Source organism: Novosphingobium sp. B1 (assembly GCF_900176395.1).
GTDB lineage: Bacteria > Pseudomonadota > Alphaproteobacteria > Sphingomonadales > Sphingomonadaceae > Novosphingobium.
Window position 1 is genome coordinate 19613 of sequence record NZ_FWXL01000001.1, and the last position, 22920, is coordinate 42532.

21 protein-coding genes, 1 tRNA gene and 1 pseudogene are annotated in these 22920 nt (G+C 63.2%); 12 read left to right on the forward strand and 11 right to left on the reverse strand.

Annotated features, from left to right (window positions below; translation table 11 throughout):
• Positions 1–2 precede the first annotated feature (2 nt).
• The 3 genes from B9A23_RS00110 (at position 3) to B9A23_RS00120 (ending at position 2549) form a co-directional block, all read left to right on the forward strand.
• The gene (locus tag B9A23_RS00110; protein WP_084276691.1) at positions 3–680 is read left to right on the forward strand and encodes a response regulator transcription factor; all 678 of its coding nucleotides are present in this window, start codon (positions 3–5) and stop codon (positions 678–680) included.
• Positions 681–748: 68 nt separating this feature from the next.
• Positions 749–2005 (forward strand): sensor histidine kinase, encoded by a 1257-nt coding sequence (locus B9A23_RS00115; RefSeq protein ID WP_254894899.1) that lies wholly within the window; start codon positions 749–751, stop codon positions 2003–2005.
• 58 nt (positions 2006–2063) lie between these two features.
• The gene (locus B9A23_RS00120; protein ID WP_084276693.1) at positions 2064–2549 is read left to right on the forward strand and encodes an ArsR/SmtB family transcription factor; all 486 of its coding nucleotides are present in this window, start codon (positions 2064–2066) and stop codon (positions 2547–2549) included.
• Positions 2550–2813: 264 nt separating this feature from the next.
• Here B9A23_RS00120 and B9A23_RS00125 read toward each other — a convergent pair whose 3' ends face one another.
• Positions 2814–3539 carry a LytR/AlgR family response regulator transcription factor gene (locus B9A23_RS00125; protein ID WP_254894900.1) on the reverse strand — a complete coding sequence of 242 codons (726 nt, stop codon included), beginning with the start codon at positions 3537–3539 and terminating at the stop codon, positions 2814–2816.
• Complete coding sequence (locus B9A23_RS00130; RefSeq protein WP_084276695.1) at positions 3532–4653, reverse strand: sensor histidine kinase; 1122 nt, start codon at positions 4651–4653, stop codon at positions 3532–3534. The genes B9A23_RS00125 and B9A23_RS00130 overlap by 8 nt, the downstream gene beginning before the upstream one ends.
• 125 nt (positions 4654–4778) lie before the next feature.
• Between B9A23_RS00130 and B9A23_RS00135 the strand changes: the two genes are divergently transcribed.
• Both B9A23_RS00135 and B9A23_RS00140 read left to right on the forward strand, forming a co-directional pair.
• Positions 4779–5927 (forward strand): serine hydrolase domain-containing protein, encoded by a 1149-nt coding sequence (locus B9A23_RS00135; RefSeq protein WP_084276696.1) that lies wholly within the window; start codon positions 4779–4781, stop codon positions 5925–5927.
• Positions 5928–5948: 21 nt separating this feature from the next.
• Entirely contained in the window at positions 5949–6338 is a 390-nt protein-coding gene (locus tag B9A23_RS00140) for a hypothetical protein (protein ID WP_084276697.1), read from the forward strand.
• 424 nt (positions 6339–6762) lie between these two features.
• On the opposite strand, the gene B9A23_RS22615 is transcribed toward B9A23_RS00140, so the two are convergent.
• The 4 genes and pseudogenes from B9A23_RS22615 to B9A23_RS00150 all read right to left on the reverse strand — a co-directional run.
• Positions 6763–6830: transfer RNA gene (locus tag B9A23_RS22615), tRNA-Ser, on the reverse strand.
• A gap of 55 nt (positions 6831–6885) precedes the next feature.
• Positions 6886–7776 carry a COG3650 family protein gene (locus B9A23_RS00145; protein ID WP_139797263.1) on the reverse strand — a complete coding sequence of 297 codons (891 nt, stop codon included), beginning with the start codon at positions 7774–7776 and terminating at the stop codon, positions 6886–6888.
• A 306-nt stretch (positions 7777–8082) separates the two neighbouring features.
• The gene (locus B9A23_RS23475) at positions 8083–8511 is read right to left on the reverse strand and encodes a DUF5655 domain-containing protein (RefSeq protein WP_363331315.1); all 429 of its coding nucleotides are present in this window, start codon (positions 8509–8511) and stop codon (positions 8083–8085) included.
• 84 nt (positions 8512–8595) lie between these two features.
• Positions 8596–8808: pseudogene (locus B9A23_RS00150) on the reverse strand (glutamate dehydrogenase); the annotation flags it as partial.
• 110 nt (positions 8809–8918) lie between these two features.
• Between B9A23_RS00150 and B9A23_RS00155 the strand changes: the two are divergent.
• The 6 genes from B9A23_RS00155 (at position 8919) to B9A23_RS00180 (ending at position 13984) form a co-directional block, all read left to right on the forward strand.
• On the forward strand, positions 8919–9347 hold the full coding sequence (locus B9A23_RS00155) for an IS66-like element accessory protein TnpA (protein ID WP_236727400.1): 429 nt from the start codon (positions 8919–8921) through the stop codon (positions 9345–9347).
• Positions 9344–9700, forward strand: coding sequence for an IS66 family insertion sequence element accessory protein TnpB (gene tnpB / locus B9A23_RS00160; protein ID WP_036527596.1), 357 nt, complete (start codon positions 9344–9346; stop codon positions 9698–9700). Before B9A23_RS00155 ends, tnpB begins: the two co-directional genes overlap by 4 nt.
• A gap of 31 nt (positions 9701–9731) precedes the next feature.
• On the forward strand, positions 9732–11255 hold the full coding sequence (locus B9A23_RS00165; protein WP_084276699.1) for an IS66 family transposase: 1524 nt from the start codon (positions 9732–9734) through the stop codon (positions 11253–11255).
• 161 nt (positions 11256–11416) lie between these two features.
• Positions 11417–12558 (forward strand): IS3 family transposase gene (locus B9A23_RS00170; RefSeq protein ID WP_139797264.1). Its coding sequence is split into 2 segments (ribosomal slippage): positions 11417–11651 and positions 11651–12558, totalling 1143 coding nucleotides; the frame shifts between segments, so codons are not numbered across the junction.
• Between the two features lie 346 nt (positions 12559–12904).
• Positions 12905–13420, forward strand: coding sequence for a hemerythrin domain-containing protein (locus B9A23_RS00175; RefSeq protein WP_036527589.1), 516 nt, complete (start codon positions 12905–12907; stop codon positions 13418–13420).
• Positions 13421–13432: 12 nt separating this feature from the next.
• Complete coding sequence (locus B9A23_RS00180) at positions 13433–13984, forward strand: alpha-ketoglutarate-dependent dioxygenase AlkB (protein ID WP_036527586.1); 552 nt, start codon at positions 13433–13435, stop codon at positions 13982–13984.
• An 11-nt stretch (positions 13985–13995) separates the two neighbouring features.
• Here B9A23_RS00180 and B9A23_RS00185 read toward each other — a convergent pair whose 3' ends face one another.
• From B9A23_RS00185 to B9A23_RS00205, 5 genes are read right to left on the reverse strand one after another with little or no spacing between them, the layout of a single operon-like run.
• The gene (locus tag B9A23_RS00185) at positions 13996–17157 is read right to left on the reverse strand and encodes a helicase-related protein (RefSeq protein WP_051586978.1); all 3162 of its coding nucleotides are present in this window, start codon (positions 17155–17157) and stop codon (positions 13996–13998) included.
• A 5-nt stretch (positions 17158–17162) separates the two neighbouring features.
• Positions 17163–19340, reverse strand: a complete 2178-nt coding sequence (locus B9A23_RS00190; RefSeq protein WP_036527585.1) for a catalase — start codon at positions 19338–19340, stop codon at positions 17163–17165.
• Positions 19327–19974, reverse strand: coding sequence for a PRC-barrel domain-containing protein (locus B9A23_RS00195; protein ID WP_081799107.1), 648 nt, complete (start codon positions 19972–19974; stop codon positions 19327–19329). The genes B9A23_RS00190 and B9A23_RS00195 overlap by 14 nt, the downstream gene beginning before the upstream one ends.
• Before the next feature lie 60 nt (positions 19975–20034).
• Positions 20035–21222 carry a zinc-dependent alcohol dehydrogenase gene (locus B9A23_RS00200; RefSeq protein ID WP_036527584.1) on the reverse strand — a complete coding sequence of 396 codons (1188 nt, stop codon included), beginning with the start codon at positions 21220–21222 and terminating at the stop codon, positions 20035–20037.
• Positions 21223–21226: 4 nt separating this feature from the next.
• Positions 21227–21781, reverse strand: a complete 555-nt coding sequence (locus tag B9A23_RS00205) for an SRPBCC family protein (protein WP_036527582.1) — start codon at positions 21779–21781, stop codon at positions 21227–21229.
• Between the two features lie 89 nt (positions 21782–21870).
• Here B9A23_RS00205 and B9A23_RS00210 point away from each other — a divergent pair, with 89 nt between their 5' ends.
• Positions 21871–22875 carry an NAD(P)/FAD-dependent oxidoreductase gene (locus B9A23_RS00210; protein WP_176217823.1) on the forward strand — a complete coding sequence of 335 codons (1005 nt, stop codon included), beginning with the start codon at positions 21871–21873 and terminating at the stop codon, positions 22873–22875.
• The last annotated feature ends 45 nt before the right edge of the window (positions 22876–22920 follow it).

Below are 22920 nucleotides of genomic sequence, written 5' to 3' on the forward strand. Positions count from 1 at the left end.
GCATGAGAATCCTGATCGTCGAGGACGATACCGATACCAACCAGTTCATCGCCCGCGGCCTTGCCGAACTGGGCCATCAGGTCGTGACCAGCGGCGACGGCCGCGACGGGCTGTTCCATGCAACCGATGGCGGCTTTGATGCCATGGTGGTCGATCGGATGCTGCCCGGGCTGGATGGCCTCGCGCTGGTCAAGGCCCTGCGCGCTGCCGGAAACATGACCCCGGTGCTGATGCTCACGGCGGTCAGCGGGATTGCCGACCGGGTCGAAGGGCTCGAAGCCGGGGCGGACGATTATCTGGTGAAACCCTTCGCCTTTACCGAGCTGGCGGCCCGCCTTCATGCGCTGGGGCGTCGGCCTTCAGCCGCAGCGGAGCCCGCGCGGCTGACGGCAGGCGACATCGTGCTCGATCTGCACCGCCGCACCGTCACGCGTGCAGGCCGCAAGATTGCGCTCCAGCCCCGCGAGTTCACGCTTCTGGCCGAACTGATGCGCAACCCGGGCCGCATCATGACCCGCACCATGCTGCTCGAACGGGTGTGGGATTTCGACTTCGACCCCAAGACCAATATCGTCGAAACCCATCTCAGCCGATTGCGATCCAAGCTCAACGCCGGGTTCGACAGCGACCCGATCGAAACCGTGCGGGGCGCGGGCTATCTCGTCAGGGACGGCGGATGAAACGCTGGTGGCGCGGCACGTTCGGCCTGGTGGCTGCGGTCGCTCTCGGCTTTGCGCTGGCGACGCTGGTGATCGGGGCTGTGGTGTTCGAAACCACCCATGAGGCGCTCGAACTGCAACTCGATCATCGCATCGCCATCGAAACGCAGACGCTGATTGACGAAGGGCAGGACGGGCATGAGGGCGTGGCTGCCGCCATCCGTCGGCGCGAGGCGGCAAGGAGCACGGCGAGCTTGGGCTATCGGCTCGTTGATTCCCAAAACAGACCCGTAGCGGGGTCGCTCGATACGACTGTCCCACCAAAGCCCGGCTATGTCGAACTGCTGCCTTACAAGGTGGACGGCGAGGAGCGGATCGCGCAATCGCTGACCACGGTCCTCCCGGGTGGCTACCGGCTGCTTGTTGGAGCGGATCGCGCCGCCATCGACGAAATGGACAACCGCTTTATCGTGCTGTTCCTGGGTGCCTTCGGGGCGATGCTATTGCTCGGCGTCGGTGCCGCTTGGCTGGTCGGTATCGTCACACGCCGCCGCCTTGCCCGCATCGATCACACGGCTGCTGCGATCATCGCCGGCGATCTGTCTCGGCGCGTGCCCCTGACCGGAAGCGGCGACGAGTTTGATGGCGTGGCCACGACGCTCAACCGGATGCTCGACCGCATCGTCGGGCTGATGGAGAACCTGCGCCAGGTATCCAGCGATGTTGCCCACGACCTGCGCACGCCGCTCACGCGGCTGCAAAACCGGCTCGACGAGGCCTTGCGCGAGCGCAACCCGGAGTTGCAACGCGAGGCCATCGAGGCTGCCGCCGGGGAAGCAGGTGAGTTGCTTGAGGTCTTTTCTGCTTTGCTGCGGATTGCGGAGGTCGAAGGCATGGCCGCCCGTGCGCACTTCCAGCCGGTGAACCTTAGCTTGGTGGTGGCCGACGTGGCGGAGGCGTTCCGACCCTCCATGGAGAATAGCGGCCACCAGCTTGTCACTAGCATTGAACCCAACCTGACCCTGCCCGGCGATCGCAGGCTGCTGCAACAGATGCTCACAAACCTGCTGGACAATGCCTCTCAACATACGCCGAAGGGAACGACGGTCCGCATCGCCATCGACGGCACCCATAATGGCATTCGCCTCGCCGTCACTGATGATGGTCCGGGAGTGAGCGAGAGTGAGGCGCCTAAACTCTTCAATCGCTTCGCACGAGTCGATCGCAGTCGATCAACGCCGGGGCACGGTCTGGGGCTGGCCATGGTTGCGGCAATCGTCGCCGCCCATTCTGGCAAAGCGACCATTGCTGCGCGCCCAGGTTTTAGCGTGAGTATCGAGCTTTGAACTCAGTCACCTCCGGCATAAGCGGACAGCGATAACGCCTCACGGCAAGGCTTTGACGGTGTCGGAACTGGCGCGCGAAGCCGGCCTGACTCTGCAAACAACCAGCGCCCATCTGGTAAAGTTGCAAAACGGCAACCTTGTCATGGCGCGCGAGCAGGGGCGCCACTGCTACTTCCAACTGGCTCCGCCGGGGGTAGCGGCTGTCCTTGAAGCGCTGATGGGCCTTGTCGCGGAACGTGGTCACGTTCGCACGCGCATCGGCCCCCGCGACGAAACCCCCAGGGTGGCAAGGCGGTGCTACAATCACCTTGCCGGGGCGGCGGGTGTCCAGCTGGACGAGAGCCTGACCCAACGCGACTACCTGATCGTGACGAACACCGGGCTGTCGCTGTCGCCACACGGCCGCGCCTTTTCTGAAAGTCTGGGTATCGACCTTTCCAGGCTTTCGGCCCGCCGCCCCCGCTCTGCCGGGAATGCCTCGACTGTAGCGAACGCAAGACCCATCTTGTCGGCAACCTTGGCAAAGCCTTTCTCGATCTGCTGATCGCGCAAAACTGGGTTCTGGCACACGATAACTCGCGGGCGATCACCTTTACGCAAGCTGGAACGAAACAGTTTGATGCCGCGTTCCCACCCTCAGGGTCCAGCCTCGATGACGGGTTGGGATGAGGGAACCTTCCTGATTCACGCGTCAAGTAAGTCGAGGGCCAGGGTCAGGCGCTGATCTGGTTGCCGGACCGCATACCGGTTGGGTTTTGCATAGCACGGCAACAGAAAATCGACACAAGCTCCGTTCCAAGACGGCTGTTCAGAGACTTCGCACCGCGTCGAGGTAGCTTCGGCCGATGCGGAGCATCGTGTCGTCGGCCAGTGCGATCGACCACACGCCACCGCCCTCATGTCGCAGCCCGCGCACCAGGTCACGCCGAACGATCGTCGACCGGTGGATGCGGATGAAGCGGTCAGACGGCAAGCGTTTGGCCATCCCTTCCATCGTCTCGCGAAGGAGGTGGGAGCGACCGCCGACCACCACGCGCACGTAGTCGCGCTCGGCCTCAACGCGTTCGACCGCCGCGACTTCGACCCTCACAAGGTCGGAGCGGTGGGGCACCCAGAGGTGATCAGCAGGGGAGGGGGCATCGCCAAGCCGCCCGCCCAGCGCGGCACGAACGCGCTCGATTGCGAGCCCGAAGCGCGCCGTGTCGATGGGCTTGAGCAGGTAATCGACCGCGCCGACGTCGAAGGCGGCAAGCGCGTGTTGAGCGAATGCGGTGGTGAACACGACCGCAGGCACGGACGCCGTATTGCCGCCCTGCGGGATGCGGCGCGCCGTCTCCATGCCATCAATGCCAGGCATGGCGATGTCGAGGAAGACGATGTCGGCAGGTATCTCTTCAAGCAGTGCCAGTGCCGAGTCGCCGTCGTCGGCTTCCCCTGAGACGACGATACCGGCGTCACTGCATAGCATCCGCAGCAGGCGCCGAGCGGGCGCCTCGTCATCGACGACCAGCGCGCAGAGCGGCCGCTCAGCCACGTCCCGCTTCCGGCTCGAGCGGCACGGTGATGGTGCTGCTCCAGCCATCCTTTATCGGGCCTGCCGTCAGTGCCGCTGTTGGCCCGAATCGCGCGGCCAGCCTGGCGCGGACATTGGCGAGGCCGATTCCGGTTGAAGGCTGCCGCGCGTCAGGCATCGCGAGCTGACCGTGAGAGCAGTCGGTGACGTTCAAGTGGAGCATTGCGCCATCCTGCCACGCACGTACCTTAATCAGGACGGGCGCGGTCGTGCCGCCGAGACCATGCTTCACCGCGTTCTCGACGAGCGGCTGCAGCAGCAACGCCGGTAGCTTCACGCCGTTCAGCTTTGCTGTAACGTCGACGGAGACGCGCAGCCGTTCTCCGAAGCGCGCCTGCTCGATCGCAAGGTAGAGGCGCTGGAATTCAACCTCGTCGGCAAGACTAACGTCGGCTGCAGGATCCTCCACGAGGCCGGTGCGGAAGAAGGCAGCGAGGTCGCGGATCATCGCGCCTGCCGCCTTGGTTTCGCCACAGGCGACCATCGACGACAGCGCGTTGAGCGCATTGAAGAGGAAGTGCGGATCGACCTGGAGGCGTAGCATGGCGAGCCGTGCGTCGCGCGCGGCGGCCTCGGCTTCGCCGCGCGCGCGCTCGGCCATGCGCACCTCGCCGACCACGCCGAGCGCGAGCAGGAAAGCGGCCCACGCGGCAAAGAAGAAGTACCAGGTGACGAAGCCGTCAGCTACGGCAGTGCGCAGCACGGCGCCTTCGTCCCAGCGTGCGAGGTCAGGCAGCACTGACGGCACCGGAAACCAGCGGTAGAATACGAAGCTGTTGAGCACGGCGAACAGCAGCGCCGCCGGGATGCACGCTGTGAACGCCGCAGTTGCACGCAGAGCCAGGCGCTGGCACGCGCACCGCATGAGCAAAAGGTGAATGACCCAGGCCAGTGCAGCGCCGACCGCCGCCATGCCGAGGCGTCGAACAAGCATGCCGCCCTGATCGGGCCAATCCATCACCAGCGCGCGGCCGGTCACGAGCACGAGCCACACCGCCCAGAAGCTGGCGATGCTCGCAAGCGCGAGCCGCGCCGGGACGAGGGCAGCGCCAGACATGACGATCGGACTTTTCATCGTCCTCCTGCGTAGCAGCTTCCGCCACGCTGCAACATGGATCGTGACGACGTCGGTCGTGACAGGGCGACGCCGGTCGCGCGACCGGCGACAGCCCACCTCCGTCGCGTCATGGCTTCATCATCATGAACGAGGATCTGATGATGGGATTGAGAATGATGAGACGGGTGCTGCTGCTGACAGCGTTGTGCGCCGCGACACCGGGCCGAGCCGAGACCTCAATCCCCAGCACAGCACCCCCGCTTGAAGCAGCGTTAACGCGCGCCTCGGCCGTGCTGAGCAGGGCGCGGCTTCCTGGCGAACTTGTTGTGGCGGATGCAGACGGAGCCGAGCGCGCCGTCGCTTACGGCCTTGCCGACCGCGAGGCGCGCAAGGCCAATAGGGTTGGTCAGCGCTGGGTCTGGGCCAGCATCACGAAGCAGGTGACGGCGACGCTGGTCATGCAGGAGGTTGACCGCGGGCGGATTGCGCTCGACGCAGCCATTGGCACCTTCCTGCCCGGCTTCGGCGGCGACCGTGCCATAACCATCCGCCAGCTGCTCCAGCACCGCTCGGGCCTGCCGAACCCGGCTGACACGCCAGCAGTCGACGGCGTGCCTGCCTTTTACCGCGAGACTGGCAGCGGCATCGGAAATACAGCCCGTGCGGCCGGCTTCTGCGCCGGGGCAAAAAAACGGCCGCGCGGCGGCGACTGGGAGTACAACAACTGCGACTATCTCGTGCTCGGCGCCGTGCTGGAGGCGGTGACCGGCCTCCCCTACGGCCGGCTTGTCGATCAACGTATCGCCCGGCCGCTCGGGCTCCGATCCTTGCGCCTTGCGCCCGACGGCGCGACGCGCGGCGGTGCGGCTGCGGTCGGCTATGACGGGGCGGCGCGCGTGGCCGCCGTTAACGTCGCCACGGGCGGCGCGTCCCACGCGCTGACCGGCAGCGCTCGTGACCTGGCCGAGTTCGACCGCGCGCTGATGGCTGGTCGTCTATTGTCTCCTCAGGCCCGCGCGACCGCCTGGGAGGGCGACACGCAGCTCGGGTTCATGGCGCTCGGCGTCTGGTCGTTCCCTGCGCGCCTGGATGGTTGCGCTGCGCCGGTGCAGATCGTGGAACGGCGCGGCGACTTCGCGGGCACGCAGGTGCGCAACATCATCGCCCCTGAGCTTGGTCGCGCGGTCATCCTGTTCACCAACGACCAGTCGGTCGAATTCGGCGAAGTGTGGCAGGGCGAGGGTCTGACCTTCGACCTGCTGTCGGCCGCGCTGTGCCCGGCCAATCCCTGAACCCTGTAAGGAGAAGACCCAATGCATCCTCTCGCCCATGCCGCTCTGCTCGGCATCGCGCTTTGTGCTGCTACAGTTCCCGTGCTCGCGCAGGACAAGTCGACGCTCGCCGGCAACTGGACCGCCGACCTGCGACCTGAACCGCAGGCACCCGCCTACCCCAAGGCAATGACGCTCGCGGTCGCGGCCGATGGCACGCTGACCGGCCGCTTCTACGAGCACGAGATCGAACGTGGACGTGTGGGCGCCACCAACGGCCGTCCATGCTTTGCATTTCGCACGCAGGACGGAACCGGCCCGTACCACAGCTCCGGTTGTCTGATAGGCGACCGCATCGAGGGGCAGACGTGGTCGGAAGGGCGGAACTTCATCCTGATGTGGACGGCCACCCGGAACGTCTTACCCAAATGAGGGCTGCTGTCGGCGCAGGATCATGTCCGTACGCCGCGGGTGGCCCTCCAGCTTTGCGTCATCCGCTTGCCACGGGTTCAGCCAGTCATTCCTCTTCCCGATCACGGCTTGTGCATGTCATACGTCAACGAGGAACGCCGATTGCATCTAATGTCGGGTCTTGCTCCGATGGCAGCGCGTGTTCAGCCGACATCGCGCTTACCACTGACCTGCCCCCTGCGGGCTCCCTCGATTTGATGTAGAGTCTGCACCAAACTGCATGCCTAACCCGGCCATCCTGGTTCAGAGTCGCGAGGGATGGGGCCTGACTTACAGCTACCTAGAGAGCTACCTAGAGAGCTACCTAGAGAGCTACCTAGAGCACTGAATGATGGGCCCAGTGCAGCAGCAAATAGCCCTAAGACTTTGTATTTCATGAAGAATTTGGTGGACGCACTAGGGCTCGAACCTAGGACCCGCTGATTAAGAGCGGCTTTTCGTCCGCATGCTTCCGCATGGATGCGGGCATGTTTTGGGTCAGCACTCAGTTTGAACCAGCGACCCCGACTTACATCGGTTCGGCGCACCCTTTCCGGCGCTCGCCATGGGCCAGCAGCTCGACCGCCACAGGGTAGCTCATGTCCGACATGCCATCGGAACAGCCGGGCGCCGCACGGGTCCGCAGTTCGAACGGGCGCCCGTCAAGCGCGCCTGTCCACACACCGCCCTCCGTTGTGGGCGTGAACCGGGTCCAGACGCGCGTGCCTTTCTGGTCCTCCGGGTGGGAATAAGTGACGCAGCGCCCTTCGATCCGCACGGCCCAGAACGGTTCTGTTCCGATTGCGCGCAGGGGCTGGGCCGAAAACTCCCGGCCGTCCTGAACGAGGCAGGGGCTGACCGGACGGTCTGGCAATGCCGCGCGCGGCGCAACTTCGGATGCCTGGCCGCGGCAAGCAGCGACGAACGACGCGACAATCGCGGTGGGTACGGCAGGGTGGGGACCGCTGGTCTGGGGGCCATAGCTTGCCGACACCGGGCCGCCTATCAGCGCCGCGAGGTTGGCCGGAACCGCTCCCGCCGCGCTGACACCGCCAAGTCGGCGATCGCGGCGGAAATCTGCGACAAGCGCTTCCACTTCGCCGCCACTGCCAAATGACAGCCGCTCCTCGCTTCCGATCGACGTAAAACCGGGCAGGTTGACTTGCAGCCGGTTTCCTCCCGAAGGGCAAGTGAGAGACAGGATCGGGTTGCCAGTTTGTGCCTGCAGGACCAGTACACTGGCCTCAGCGCTTGGCTGCAAGACCCAATGGGCATCTGTTCGCTTTGCCGGATCGGCCGTTGGAGAGTCCGACTGCTGGGCATCCGCTGCCGGGGCGATGCTGCCGCGCCGAGTAGGCTCCTGACGATCACAGGAGCCCAGCAGCAGCACAGCAATGATGATCGGAAGTAGGTTGCGCATCCGGACCTCCATGCACGGGAAGGGGCGGTTGATCCGCAAAGCGAGTCGATCTGTTCAATTTTGCCCGCGCTGCTCCCCGGGAAATCGGGACATTGCGCTCGCCAGCCTTTCCATGCTGTTCCTCCTCGAACGGTTGAAGCCGCTGTGGGGTAGCCGATTGCTGGAATAGGTTGGGTTTTGACCCCGGTCATGGCAAAACCGGACTTAGCAGGTCACCCTACAAAAATGTTACGATCAGATCCGACCCCGCTTCGGCTCAGTCCGCCATATGCATCACCGCAACTGTCATCTTCTGGCTATGATCAGTCACGTAGCAGATGTCCATGCCTCCCGCAGCCACTCCCGAACCTGGTGGTCGATCTCTGTTGCGCCATTGATCTCCAGGTGATGGGTGAAGCTTCCTGGCTCGGGCTCGACTATTTCCTTCCAGCGCAGAGATCGGTCTCTTCGCTGTAGGAAAATGCTCAAAACCAGCGGTGGATGGCTTCCGCTGAGATATTGGTTCCGCCGCCAAACAGCGGCAAATGGGTACTTCCGATAAAACCCGATCTGACTTTTCGATACGCGCCGATCTGCTTCGCCAACTGCTCTCACCGCAGAGTCCATTGAGGAGAATATCGAGCGGGCGTCCGCGTCCGACCCTAGATAGTCGCTCTCATCCACGCAAACGACCCTGCAACTGCTTCCGCTCAGTTCGTTGGCAGAGCGGGGAATGCTCCAGTAGGTTGCTAACACATATTCTTAGCGACCATCGCCCCCTGAATGCTTCAAATTAGGGCGAACTGAGCCACAACAAAATCATCAATGGGGCCTGAGAGCCTAGATGACGCCAAAGGCTGTCATGGCAGCTGCTACACGCTCAAACCCTGCGATATTTGCGCCCAGAACATAGTCGCCAAGGGCGCCGTATTCCTCGGCGGTCTCGGCACAGGTATTATGAATGTTGCGCATGATGGCGGCGAGGCGTTCCTCGGTTTTCTCGAAGCTCCAGCTATCGCGCGAGGCATTCTGCTGCATTTCCAGGGCTGAAGTGTAAGTGCTGTCCTGCCCCCATCTTGCGTGCGTAAAGCGCAGCGTTGAGTCTCCGCGCCCTGATTGGGCTGGAGCACGCTGCTACTATGATAATCTCGGGTGATGATCCTGTGAGTAGGGGCGCGCAGCGGTTCGAGGTGTTCTCGGGCGCGGGCAAGCGCCGGGAGTGGCCGGCGGAAGTGAAGGCTTCGATTGTCGCGGAGTGCTATTCTGGCCGCGAGGGCGTCAGCGCCGTGGCGCGCCGGCATGGGCTTGATCCTTCTCAGGTCTATGCCTGGCGGCGGGCTTTCTGTGATCGGTTCGACGCCGAGGGCGTGGCTCTGCCAGCAGCAGGGCCGCAAGCGGCCGCGTTCGTCCCCGCCGTCATCGACCCAAGTGCACCGCCGGATCCCGCGCCGATGCGTCGTTCCCGCAAGCGTCGCCGTTCGAAGGCGAGTGCGGTCGAGCTGGAGATCGACGGTGTGGCGGTAAGGATCGGTCGCGGCGCCGATGCTGGCATGATTGCCGCAGTCATCGAAGCGCTCAGGGCGACGCGATGATCGGACCGGGCGCTGGCGCGCGCGTGATGGTGGCGACGCGTCCGGTGGATTTCCGCAAAGGGCCTGACGCCCTGGCTGCTCTAGTCGGCGCCGAGTACGGCGGTGATCCCTATTCGGGCGTGATCTACGTGTTCCGGGCGAAGCGCGCCGACCGGATCAAGCTCGTGTGGTGGGACGGCACCGGCCTGTGCCTGATGGCCAAGAAGCTGGAGTCCGGCGGGTTCAAGTGGCCGGGCATCCAGGACGGCGTAATGCGCCTGACGGCGGCGCAACTCGGCGCCTTGCTGGAAGGCCTGGACTGGCGCCGGGTGCATGGCGGGCGACGTCCGATTGCCCCGCAGATTGCCGGTTGACCAGGCCAGTCAACGCTGATTCACTGCCTCCATGCTCATGGAAGCGGACCTTCCCAACGACGTCGAAGCGCTGCGTACGCTCGTCCTCGAACAGGCCCGTGAGCTTGATGCTCTCAAGGTTTTCCAGGCTGAGGTCGAACGCCTGAAGGCGATCATCGACGCCTTGCAGCGTCACCGTTTCGGCCGCCGATCCGAACAACTCGATCCCGATCAGCTCCAGCTTGCCCTGGAGGAAGTCGAGACGGCATTGGCCGAGGCCGAGCACGCCCGGGACAAGACAAGTCGGGCTCAGGCCCAGCGCTCGCGCAAGACCAACCGCGGTTCGCTGCCGGCGCATCTCGAGCGGATCGAACAGGTCGTCGATGTCGAGGACAAGGCCTGCCCCTGTTGTGGCGGTGCGCTCCACCAGATCGGCGAGGATGTGGCCGAGCGCCTCGATGTGGTGCCGACCACCTTCCGCGTGCTGGTCACGCGCCGGCCGCGTTACGGCTGCCGTTCCTGTGAAGCCGCGGTCGTGCAGGCGCCAGCACCGGCGCGGATCGTCGAGGGCGGCATTCCCACCGAGGCGCTGATCGCCCAGGTACTGGTCGCCAAGTACGCCGATCACCTGCCACTCTACCCTCAAGCCCAGATCTACGCCCGGCAGGGCATCCAGCTCGATCGGTCCACGCTGGCCGACTGGGTGGGACGGGCAGCATGGTACTTGCGCCCCTTGCGCGATGAGGTCCTCAAGCGATTGCGACGATCAGAACGGCTGTTTGCCGACGAGACGACGGCACCGGTGCTGGATCCGGGGCGTGGGCGGACCAAGACCGGGCAGCTCTGGGCCTACGCCCGCGATGATCGCCCATGGGCTGGCGGCGATCCGCCGATGGTCGCCTATGTCTACGCCGCGGATCGCAAGAGCGAGCGGGCAGAGGCGCACCTCGGCAACTTCGCGGGCATCCTGCAGGTCGATGGTTATGGCGGCTACGCCGCGCTGGCCAGACGCCGGCAGCAGGTCCAACTCGCCTTCTGCTGGGCCCATGTCAGACGCAAGTTTTACGAGCTTGCCGACACGTCGCCAGTCGCAACCGCGGTGCTGCATCGCATCGCCCTGCTATACGCCATCGAGGATGAAGTGCGCGGCGAGCCTGCCCAGCAGCGTCGGTTGGTCCGCGGCGAACACAGCCGCGTCATCATCGACGATCTGCACCATTATCTCGAAGCCCGGAACCGCCAGGTCAGCCCCAAGGCCAAGCTCGGCGAAGCGATCCGCTACGCGCTCACCCGCTGGGACGGCCTCTCACGGTTCCTCGACGATGGTCGTGTCGATCTCGACAACAACGCCGTGGAACGCTCGATCCGTCCGCTCGCACTCAACCGGAAGAATGCCCTGTTCGCCGGCTCGGACGAAGGCGGCGACAACTGGGCGGTGATCGCCACGCTCATCGAGAACTGCAAGCTCTCTGGCATCAACCCGCACAACTGGCTCACTGAGACGCTCACCAGGCTCGCCAATGGTCACCCGGCCAACAGCGTCGGCGACCTCATGCCGTGGACCACCGTGGGCTGAGCACAGCGCTTACGCTGAAGTCGCAACTCCGCCGGCTGAAATGTAGGTCAGCGAAAATCAGCAGAGGAGGAAGAAAATGAGCGCATTGGAAAACCTGAAGACTGAGTAGCCCCCAGGTTTCTGGACGCCTTCGATCCTAATTTTGAGGACAGGAGGCGACGATGGGGAAGCCCAATTTCAGCGATGAGTTCAAGCGTGATGCGGTGGCTCAGATCACCGAACGGGGTTATCCGGTAGCTGAGGTGTCGCAGCGGCTCGGCGTCAGCCAGCATTCGCTGTATGCCTGGAAGCGGCAGCTGGCGAAGGTTGTGTCCGGCGATGCCAGCAAGGACGCCGAGATCCGCCAGTTGAAGCGCGAACTGGCCCGGGTGACGGAGGAGCGCGACATCTTAAAAAAAGCCACCGCGTATTTCGCTTGAGATGCAAAGTGAGATACGCGTTCATTGCCGAGCATCGCGATCGCTTTGGCGTGCGGGCAATGTGCCGCTGCCTCGCCGTGCAGCCCAGTGGTTTCTATGCTTGGCAGAAGAGCCCGCTGAGCCAGCGGGCTCGGGAAGATGCTCGGCAAACGGAGCTGCTACGGCGGGCCTGGAACGATAGCGGCAAGGGCTATGGCTACCGCAAGCTGCACGACGACCTGCTGGATCACGGCGAGACCTGCTGCCCCAACCGTGTTGCGCGGATGACCAGGCTAGCAGGTATCAGAGCGCAGGTCGGCTACAAACGCCGGCCTGGCAGCTATGGCGGCAAGCCGTCCCTGGCGGTCGACAACACTCTGGATCGCCAGTTCGACGTGGCTGCGCCAGACCGGGCTTGGGTGACGGACATTACCTACATCCGCACCATGGAGGGCTTTGCCTATCTGGCCGTCGTGATCGATCTCTACTCCCGCCGGGTGGTGGGCTGGTCGATGCAGAGCCGGCAGACTACCGACGTGGTGCTGCAGGCGCTGCACATGGCGGTATGGCGGCGCAAGCCGAAGCAGCGGGTGCTGATCCACTCGGACCAGTGCTCGCAGTTCACCAGCATGGACTGGGCTGCGTTCATCCGGTCTCACAACCTTGAGCACTCGATGAGCCGACGCGGCAACTGCCATGACAACGCCGTCGCCGAGAGCTTCTTCTCCTCGCTCAAGCGCGAGCGCATCCGGCGCCGGACATACAAAACCCGCGAAGAAGCCCGACAGGACGTGTTCGATTACGTCGAGATGTTCTACAACCCGGTGCGCAAGCAGGTCAGGAACGGGATGCTGTCGCCCGCCCAATTCGAACGGCAGCAGATTTTGAAAGCGGAAGGCGTCTAGAAAACTAGGGGCTACTCACACCCCGATCTACCAGAACAAATTGAAAGCTATCCGCCGAGAACAAATAGACCTCGCTGGCCGCATCCTCGACGATACGGCCTAGCGCGATCCGCGCCAATTTCGTCCCGCTGCGGCAAAAGGTCTGATCTCCTGGCACAACGCCGTGCTATAGAACGCGCGAGCCTCAAGAGCAATGATGGCACCAACGCTGCATCGCATCCAATTCCTTCAAGAACAGCGCCGGCCTCTGCAGGTCAATGAGTACTCGCCATATTATCTCTACTGACCCTACACTGCGGGGAACTCCAGCGCATCTGATAAGTTTATCCGCCGAAAGGAGCTTCCCATGGCCACCTCTTCCAAAGCAAAACCCAAAACCGGCGCGCGTGCCACGCGAAAGGCGAGCAAGGAGCAGAAGCGACCCGCCGACGCGATCAAGCTGCTCAAGGACGACCACAAGGAGGTCAAAGGCTGGTTCGAGGAATTCGACAAGACCGACGATGATGCGCGCAAGCAGGAACTGGCAGACAAGATCTGCATGGCGCTGACCGTCCATGCGACGATCGAGGAAGAGATTTTTTACCCGGCGGCTTATGAAGCCCTTGATGACGATGATCTGCTCGATGAAGCAGAAGTCGAACACGCGAGCGCTAAGGCGCTGATTGCAGAAATCGAGGCCAGCCAAGTCGGTGAACCGCTGTTCGACGCCAAGGTTACGGTGCTCGGCGAATACATCGATCATCACGTGCAGGAGGAAGAAAAGGAACTCTTCCCCGAATGCCGCGCCAGTGGCATGGATCTCAAAGCACTGGGCGAGCAGCTCGCGGCGCGCAAGGCGGAGTTGATGGCTGCCCAAGGCTGATGTCAGTCCAAGGTGAATGATGATTTCTTCGGCCCGGCCATTCCTGGCCTGTTCCTGATTGAAGATCTCGTTGATGAGGCCGCTCAGCTGAGCCTTATCACCGAGATCGAGGAAACGTCGCTTGCGCCTTTCAGGTTCCAGCAATGGACTGGAAGGCGCGAGACGGCCTCTTACGGGCTTCACTACGATTTCACCGCGTCTACGTTAAGTGAAGCCGAAGCTTTCCCTCCTTGGCTCGACAAGCTGGCAAGGATGGTCGAGGCGAAATGTGAACTGCCGGGCCGGTCCATTGTTCATGCCTTGCTGACCCGTTATCCGGTGGGCGCGGCGATAGGTTGGCACCGTGATCGTGCAATCTTCGGTGAAGTGTTCGGCATCTCGCTTGGCACCGAGGCCTTCCTCCGATTGCGGAGGCGGCAACCGGCCGGCTTCTCACGCTATTCCCTGCCTCTTCGGCCCGGCTCGCTTTACAGGTTGAGCGGTGAGGCCAGAACCCAGTGGGAACACAGCATTGCCCCACTCCAACAGCTTCGATGGTCGATAACGCTGCGGACGCTCGCTTAGGCCATCACCCTCTATCTACCGATCGTTTCCACGGGGGGTACCGTATCTACTTCCATCATCTCCAGCAGGATTTCCTCTACCCTGGTCAATCGCGCGTGCGGATCGCTCATCTTCTCGCGGACCAGGAAACGGCCGTCCACCAATTGGGCGCTGGGGTGGGGCGATGACTTTGGCGGTTCACCGCGCGGGTTTAACGCGATGGCGGCGCGCCCGGCGTCAATCCTTTCAATACCCAGAATTTGCGCAAGAAGGCGCACCCTTGCTACAGACAGCAACACTTGCGTCTCCTTGGGGATAGCGCCGAACCGGTCTTCCAACTCCTCCTCGAAGAGATCCAGAGCGGCGAGATCTGTCAGCCGCGCCAATCTGACATAAAGCTGCAGCCGCAGATCCACTTCCGGGATCCAGCTTTCGGGCAAGGCGCCATGGACTCCTAGTCTCAAGTCAGGCGCGGGGAGCGCGCTGGTCTCGCCGCGAGCCTCGCGGAGCGCCGCTTCCAGCATGTGCTGGTAAAGCTCGACGCCAACCAGTTTCATATGCCCGGTCTGGCTGTCGCCCAGCAGATCTCCGCCGCCGCGCAGATCGAGGTCGCGCGCGCTGATTGCAAACCCGGCACCAAGGCGATCCAGCGCTTCGAGTGTCCGCAAGCGCTTCGCGGTCGCCTCGCTGATCGGATGACCGGCGTCCGTGAGCAGCATGATCTGCCCGCGCCGACTGCCACGTCCGACCCTGCCTCGAAGCTGATGGAGCTGCGACAGACCGAACCGGTCCGCACGCCAAACGATCATTGTATTGGCGCGGGGGACGTCGAGCCCTGCCTCGATAATGTTGGTGGCAAGCAGCACGTCGCCTCGACCGTCTGCGAACTCGGTCATTACGGTATCGAGTTCTGCTGCGGACAGCTTGCCGTGCGCGCAGACCACCGTGAGTTCAGGCGTCAGCTGCCCAAGCTTGGCTTCGATCGCCGCCATGTCCGCGATCCTTGGGACCACGACAAAGCTTTGCCCCCGCCGGGCCCGTTCCCGCAGCAGCGCGGCCCGGACGCTTGTATCGTCCCAATCGCTCACCACCGTGCGGATTGGCTGCCGCCGCGCAGGCGGAGTTGCGATAACCGATAGCTGTTGTAAGCCCACCAGCGCGTTCTGGAGCGTCCGGGGTATCGGTGTGGCGCTGAGCGCCAGGAAATGGCCGCTGTGCAGCGCGCGCAGTCTGGCCTTGTGGGCCGCGCCGAAGCGTTGCTCTTCATCAAGGATGACCAGCTGCAGGCTGCGATACCGGACGCTCTTGCCAGCGACGGCGCTTGTGCCGACGACGATTCCGATCGACCCGTCGGCAAGACCGGCCAGCGCTGCGCGCTTTTCGGCGGGCGTCGATGAGCTTGACAGCATTGCGACAGTCACGCCGGTCCCCTCGAACCGGGCCCGGAACAGTTCGTAGTGTTGGCGCACAAGCACAGTCGTCGGCGCGGCCAGCACGACCTGCCCGCCCGCCAGCGCGGCAAACGCCGCAGCGCGCAGCGCAACCTCGGTCTTGCCGTAACCGACATCGCCGATGACGAGCCGGTCCATCGCGGTGCCGGAAGCGAGGTCGGAACGGATGGCGTCGATGGCGCGGGTTTGGTCTGCCGTTTCCGAATAGGGGAAGCCAGCCACGAACCGTTCGTAGACATCCGGGTCGGCCGCGATTGCCGGTACAGTTCGTGCCGCACGCTGATGGGCCAGCGCAATTAGCGCTTTGGCTGTCTCAGCAAGCTCGCCGTCAAGCGTCTCTCGGCGTTTGATCCAACTCGACCCGTCCAGCTTGTCAAGAGCCACCGCCTCGGGGTCGGCGCCGTAACGCCAGATGCGACCGGCATCGCTGACCGGTACCAGTCGGCGAGCTGCGCCAGCAAATTCAAGCGCGATGGCGTCCTGCTCGCTGCCCTCGAGCAGGGGCAAAGGTTCGATCCCGCTGATTACCGCAATGCCGTGATCCTCATGGACGACAACGTCGCCGCAGCGAAGGTCGCCCAATCCATCGAACCCGTTTTCTTGATCTACCGACCCAGCTTCAGCTTCCGCACGGCTACCGAGCAAATCAGCTGCGGTAACGGCGATGATCTTGTCACGTACAAAGCCTCTGTCGCACGTCATTTCAAGTGCCGCGAACGCACCTGATGGGAGCGCTGCGACGTCTGCCCAACTGGCGAGCATGATGCAGTCGCGCTTCAATTTTTTGGCAATACGCGGACGCAGGAACCGCAGATCGCGGTCGCTGCCCAGCAAGATGAGGCGGGCATCCCTCTCCAGCAGGGGCACTACGAACCGGGACAGGGCACCCAGGGGAGCCCGCTCCTCGACGAACCGCGAAATGGCCCCAATGTCGTCGGTGGCCCAGTCGAGCCGGTCGTGGCCGGTCGTTGCCGCACGCCATTCTTCCTCGCCGATCATGTCGGCGGGGACTCGGCCATGCCGTGTCACATCCGCGGCAAGGGCCAGCAGCCCGCGATGGCGCGACGCAACCTTGTTTTCGAGGACCAGGGCCGCGCCCGCAGGGCAATGAGCGAGGAGCGTTACCCCGCCCACCGCGCTTGGCTCAGCCACACGGCCGATTTCGACGGCAGTCAGATCGTCCAGGCTGCGCTGGTCAACCGGATCGAAGCTACGCAGGCTGACAATCCGTCCATCGCCCGCTTCGATGCGAACCGGCAGCGTACGATCGGCCGGGAAGACATCGGCCACATTACCCCGCACCGCAACTTCACCCGGCTCATCGACCCGGTCATCGATAACATACCCCAGTGCTTCGCAATCGCTTTCAAAGCTTTCGAGATCGAGCAGATCGCCCACACCAAGGACAGGTGGAGCGGGGTCGAACGCGTTGGGCGGAGCGTAACGTCGCGCAATGGCTTCGGCACTTGCCAGTACGACGCACGGCTTCTGGCACGTACCCTGAACCTTGCCGCGGATTTGCCGCAGCGCCGCGACGCGCGCGCCAGCATTCCCTGGAGACGCCGGAGCCTCTTCACCGGGCAAGGCGTCACTGGCGGGGACCAGCACGACCGCAGCTTGGGGGGCAGCCGCGCTGACGGCGGCGGCCAAAGCCACCGCCGTCTGTTCGCTATCGGCAATGTAGACCAGATCGCCGTGCTGCAAATGCTCGGCGATCCGTGTGGCAACCGCTGCCTGGCTCACGGCACTCAGGCCATTGCATCCAGATCGACGGTCACTTCTCGCGGCCAGAACCGCAGGGCTGCGCAAGCTGCAACAAAAGCCTTGGCATCCTTGCCCGATCCCAGCGCGACACAGCCTTCGTCGAGCTCGGGTGGAATGCGTGCGGCGGCAAACAGCGGCTCGGCATCCGCGCCGACTCCAATGAACTTGCAGTGCGCAAAGGCGTCGGACACGAAATCCTTGGCCGGAGCATCCTGGGCCAACAGGACCGCACCCTCCGCCGAAGGCAGCACCGCCACCGCATCGTAGAGCACCGATGGACCGCCATCGATCTTCTGCTTGGCCGCGACAGCATCGCCGTTGTCGAGGACGACACCGCCGATCTTGGGCGCGATCACTTCCCATACCGCGCCTGCGGCTTCGACTGCGCCAGTGAGCGCCGCGAACAGAGCTCCGTCCGACCCATCGGTCAGCAGGATGCCAAGCTTGCGGCCCTTGAAGCTGTCCGGACCATTGGCAAGGATGCTGAGCTTGTCCGAAGTGGGCAGGTCGAGCGTAGGCTTTGCAGCTTTTGCGGGATCGGGCAGCGCCATTCCGAGGCCATTGGCGACCGAGGCCGCAAGATCCTCGTCAATGTTGCGCAGGTGCGAGACAGCGCGCGCACGAATGTCGACGCGTGTGACCTTGCTTAATTCGAACACCAGCGCATCGCCAAGGTGCTTCTGTTCGATCGGCTGCTGGCTGAGATAGAACATTCGCGCCTGGCTGTAGTGATCGGCAAAGGTCTCCGACCGGAGACGGGCTTTCGGGCCTTCGACGTCAGCGGCGAAACTCTTGAATCCCAGTTCCGGATTCTCACGCGGACCGCCTTCAGGGCCCCACGAGTTTGGCTCGTAGTTGGCCCGTCCCTTGGGATTGACCATGGCCATATGGCCGTCCTGCTGGAAATGCATCACCGGGCAGCGCGGAGCGTTGACCGGTATGTGGGTGAAGTTCGGCCCGCCAAGACGCTTGAGCTGGGTGTCGAGGTACGAGAAATTGCGCCCGTGCAGCAGCGGATCGTCGCTGAAGTCGATTCCAGGCGGCACGTTGGCTGTGCAGAACGCGACCTGTTCGGTCTCGGCGAAGAAGTTGTCGACGTTGCGATTGAGGGTCAGCGTACCGATCAGCCGGACGGGCACGTCTTCCTCGGGGATCAGTTTGGTCGCGTCGAGATGATCGAACGGTAGCCCATCGGCGGTCGCCTGGTCGAAGAGCTGGACGCCGAGGTCCCATTGCGGGAAGTCGCCGCTGTCGATTGCTTCCCACAGGTCGCGGCGATGGAAGTCGGGATCGGCGCCATTGATCTTGACGGCTTCGTTCCACACCACCGATTGCAGGCCCTGTCGGGGCTTCCAGTGGAATTTGACGAAGGTGGACTTACCCTCGGCATTGATCAGGCGGAATGTGTGGACGCCGAAGCCTTCGATCGTGCGGTAAGAGCGCGGAATGGTGCGGTCGGACATCTGCCACATCACCATGTGCCAGGCTTCGGGCATCAAGCTGGCGAAATCCCAAAAGTTGTCATGCGCCGACTGCGCCTGCGGGAAGCCGCGGTCGGGCTCCTCCTTGACTGCGTGGACCAGATCAGGAAATTTGATCGCATCCTGGATGAAGAACACCGGGATGTTGTTGCCCACAAGATCCCAGTTGCCCTCCGCCGTGTAGAGCTTGACCGCGAAGCCGCGCACATCGCGCGCGAGGTCGAACGAACCGGCCCGGCCGGCGACGGTCGAGAAGCGCACAAAGGTCTCGGTCTGCTGACCGACCCTTGAGAGCACGTCGGCTGTGGTATAGTCAGCCAGGCTGTCGGTGAGTTCAAACACGCCGTGGGCACCTGTGCCGCGCGCGTGGACGACTCGCTCGGGAATGCGTTCGTGGTCGAAATGGAAGATTTTCTCGCGGAGCTGAAAGTCCTCCAGCAAAGTCGGGCCGCGTGGCCCCGCGCGCAGGCTATTCTGCCCGTCGCTGATCGGGATACCCTGCTGCGAAGTCATGGTTGCGGCAGGATCGCTGGTGGTCTGGTGGGTTTCTCCGCCGTTGCCCTGGGGCTCAGCATAACTGGTCGGCAGGTCCGACTGGGGCGGCAGTTTGGGTGCCTTCTTCGGCGTCTCGCCCTTCTGTTTCGATTTGTCGGAACGCTGGGCTTTATCAGGCTTGGGCATGGAAAAATCCTTTGGAACTGGAGGCAAACGAGAGATCATGGGAGTTTGAGGCGAGCGCTGGAGGCGCAACGGCAGGCCAGGCTTTCTCGTCGATTGGCGCAATGGCAGTGATTTGCTCGGCACTCAGATCACAGTGGATGCCATCACTTTCGAACGCGAGAAGGTCGGGCGCTATCGCCCGCAGGGTTTCGCCGGCACCGCCCACCCCGCCTTGGGATATGACGACATAACTCAGTGTCCGGCTTTCGCAGTCGTGCATGGTATCGACTACCGTCCCGACCTTCTCACCCCTTCCGTCAAAGACATTCGCGCCGATCGCGGACGCACCTGAATAAAGCGAGGGCACGTGCGCGCGCGCCCGGCTGCGCTGCTCCGCCAATTCGCTACCCGTTTCGTGCCGGGCCTGCCGCCCGAGCCAGCGCCACACGCCGAACAGGTTAACAAGCAACAGAAAACCGTTGGTGATCGCCAGGCTTGGTTGCTCGGTGGTCAGGCCCACTGCAGCCCAGGCAACCGATCCGACGGTAAAGACGACAAATCCCCACCCCGTGATTTTTGTCCCCAGATTGGCGGCTGTCATCATCGCCGCAATCATGGTCGCAGCTGAAGCAATCCAGGCGGCGACATCAGGCATTGCGGTACAACTCCCTAGTCTCGCCCAAGGTAGGGCACGGGAACGATCAAATGGGCGGACTTACGTCGCTGTCGACAAGCCAGGCTTGAGCACGACCTTGGTCGCCTCGTTCTGCTGATCGTGGAACAGCTTGTACCCTTCAGCAGCATCTTCGAGCGGCAAGCGGTGGCTTATCAGGAAGGTGGTGTCGATCTTGTCCTCAAGCACCGCAGCAAGCAGCGCGGGTAGATACTTCTGAACGTGGGTCTGCCCGGTGCGAAGCGTCAGGCCCTTTTCCATAAGAGCTCCGAGCGGAAACTTGTCGACGAACCCGCCATAGACTGCAGGCATCGACACCCGGCCGCCCTTGCGACAGGCGATGATGGCCTGGCGGATCGCATGGGTGCGCTCGGTGCCGAGGAAGGTCGAGGCCTTGATCTGGTCGACCACGTTATCGACGAACAACCCGTGCGCTTCGAGGCCCACCGCATCGATCACCGCATCGGGGCCGATCCCGCCGGTCATCAGCATCAGCGCCTCATAGGTATCGCTCTCTTCGAAATTGATCGTCTCTGCCCCGAAACGGCGCGCCAGTTCGAGCCGCTTGGGGAAGTGGTCTATCGCGATCACCCGCTCGGCGCCGAGCAGGAACGCCGACTGGACCGCAAACAATCCGACCGGGCCGCAACCCCATACCGCCACGGTATCGCCTGGCTCGATGTCGCAGTTTTCCGCCGCCATCCACCCGGTTGGCAGGATGTCCGACAGGAACAGCACCTTGTCGTCCTCGATCCCTTCGGGGATCACGATGGGGCCAACGTCGGAGAATGGCACACGCACATATTCGGCCTGGCCGCCCGAGTAGCCGCCCGTCATATGGCTGTAGCCGAACAGCCCGGACATCGGCTGTCCGTAGGCTTCGCGCGCGATGTCCTGGTTGTCGGCGGGCAGGCCATTGTCACACGCCGAGAACTGTGCCTTGCCGCAGTGGTAGCAGCTGCCGCAAGCGATAGTGAACGGCACCACCGCGCGCTGGCCGATCTTCAGCGTGCTTTTCGGGCCGATCTCCACCACCTCACCCATAAACTCGTGGCCCAGAATGTCCCCGGCCTGCATCGTCGGGATATAGTGATCGTAGAGGTGCAGGTCCGAACCGCAGATCGCTGTAGACGTGACCTTGATAATCGCGTCGCGCGGGTTGACGATGCCGGGATCGTCAACCGTTTCGACGCGGACATCATGCTTTCCGTGCCAGGTGAGTGCGCGCATCGGCTTATCCTTCCTGCTCGGCAAAGATCGCCGGATTGCGCGCCGCCGTCGCGATTTCGCCGGTTTCGAGCAATTGTTTAAGGCGCCGCAGGTCGCGGCGGGTCTGGATCGACGGTTCGCGCTGAAACAGTTTGGCGACCAGCTTTCCCAGGATGCCGCCAGGCGGCTCATACGCGATTGTTGCAGTTACGACGGTGCCACGCGCGCCGGCTTCCGCAAAAGCTACCCGCCCACTGTTGGTGACATCGCCGCCGTCTTCGGATTGCCAAGTGAGGGATTGTCCTTCGATCTCGTCGATAATCCGGGAATCCCATTCGTAGCGGCTGTCGGCCGGTCCCTTTACAACCCAGTGCGAGCGTTTGTCGTCGAGCACATCGATACGTTCGATATTCTCCATAAATTGCGGCAGCTGTGCGAAGTCCCGGAAGAAAGCGTAGACCTCGCTGGCCGGGCGATTGATGGTGACGCTGCTCGCGAGAAGCTGGCGGGAACCCTTGGTGTCCTTGGACGTGACCACGGCGGCGTCGTCGCGGGGATGAGATTTTTCGGTTTGGAACATGGCCCCTTTAACGGCTCCCAATAGCGCGAGTTCCGACGATGCGTGAAGAAAACACGGGCGCAACTTGGCGGAACCAAAGACCTGCCAATGTGGTTTTACGCACACGACACTGCGCACAGTCGGGGGAACCTGCCATCGATACTTATGACATCGCGATTGTCGGAGCCGGACCTGCCGGGCTCAGCGCTGCGCTCTATGCCGCCCGTTATTGCCGTAGGACGCTCGTCCTGCACGACGGCACCGCGCGCGCCTCACGAATTCCTCTTACACACAATGCGCCCGGATTTGATGCCGGTATTGCCGGAACCGATCTGCTCGAGCGAATGACGCGTCACGCCCAAAAGTTCGGTGCACAGCTGGTCAAGGCGCGGGTGGTGAAGCTCACAGCGCCCGAGAGCCAGTTCCTACTGGAGGACGAAAAGGGTGCGATCTGGTCGGCTCGGGCTGTGATCCTTGCCACCGGACTTGAGCTGAACCAGATCCCGCTCGATGACGAGATGCACGAAACTGCCATCGCCAACGGCGTCCTGCGTTACTGCCCGGTCTGCGATGGCTTCGAGCATAAGGGTGCCCGGATTGCGGTGCTCGGCTGCGACATATCAGGCGCTGCTGAGGCTCTATTCCTGTCGACTTATTCGGACGACGTAACACTTCTTCCGCGGCGCGAAGTTGAACTGACCCGGGAGGAGCAACGCGATCTTGGACAGGCCGGCATCAAAGTCGTTTCGGAGGCGGTATCCCGTTTCGAACCCACAAAATGCGAGATGCGTCTTCATTTCGAAGATCAATCTGAGCCGCTCGCCTTTGACGTCCTTTATCCCGCACTGGGGTGCAGACCCCGCAGTGTCCTTGCCCGTCAGCTCGGTCTGGTGATCGAGGAGTCCGGCAAGGTCGCCGCCACCGCCCCCTTGGGCACCGAAATACCGGGCCTGTTCTGTGCAGGCGATGTGGTCGATGGCCTCGACCAGATCAGCGTCGCGATGGGCCACGGAGCGATGGCCGCCACCAGGGCGCACAACTGGCTGCGGGCCTCCGATGGCGACACGGTGGAAGCGGTGCTGGATCTGGATGGGGGCAACACAGCGCATGGCTAGTGCAGGGAGTTCCGGCGCCCCGTGGCGCCTGGGCTGGCCCGTCTG

Coding starts and splice junctions, on each gene's coding strand:
- B9A23_RS00110 (WP_084276691.1), top strand. CDS start 3: ATGAGAATCCTGATCGTCGAGGACGATACCGATACCAACCAGTTCATC.
- B9A23_RS00130 (WP_084276695.1), bottom strand. CDS start 4,653: ATGAAAAGTCCGATCGTCATGTCTGGCGCTGCCCTCGTCCCGGCGCGG.
- B9A23_RS00135 (WP_084276696.1), top strand. CDS start 4,779: ATGAACGAGGATCTGATGATGGGATTGAGAATGATGAGACGGGTGCTG.
- B9A23_RS00140 (WP_084276697.1), top strand. CDS start 5,949: ATGCATCCTCTCGCCCATGCCGCTCTGCTCGGCATCGCGCTTTGTGCT.
- B9A23_RS00145 (WP_139797263.1), bottom strand. CDS start 7,776: ATGCGCAACCTACTTCCGATCATCATTGCTGTGCTGCTGCTGGGCTCC.
- tnpB (WP_036527596.1), top strand. CDS start 9,344: ATGATCGGACCGGGCGCTGGCGCGCGCGTGATGGTGGCGACGCGTCCG.
- B9A23_RS00165 (WP_084276699.1), top strand. CDS start 9,732: ATGCTCATGGAAGCGGACCTTCCCAACGACGTCGAAGCGCTGCGTACG.
- B9A23_RS00175 (WP_036527589.1), top strand. CDS start 12,905: ATGGCCACCTCTTCCAAAGCAAAACCCAAAACCGGCGCGCGTGCCACG.
- B9A23_RS00190 (WP_036527585.1), bottom strand. CDS start 19,340: ATGCCCAAGCCTGATAAAGCCCAGCGTTCCGACAAATCGAAACAGAAG.
- B9A23_RS00195 (WP_081799107.1), bottom strand. CDS start 19,974: ATGCCTGATGTCGCCGCCTGGATTGCTTCAGCTGCGACCATGATTGCG.
- B9A23_RS00200 (WP_036527584.1), bottom strand. CDS start 21,222: ATGCGCGCACTCACCTGGCACGGAAAGCATGATGTCCGCGTCGAAACG.
- B9A23_RS00205 (WP_036527582.1), bottom strand. CDS start 21,781: ATGTTCCAAACCGAAAAATCTCATCCCCGCGACGACGCCGCCGTGGTC.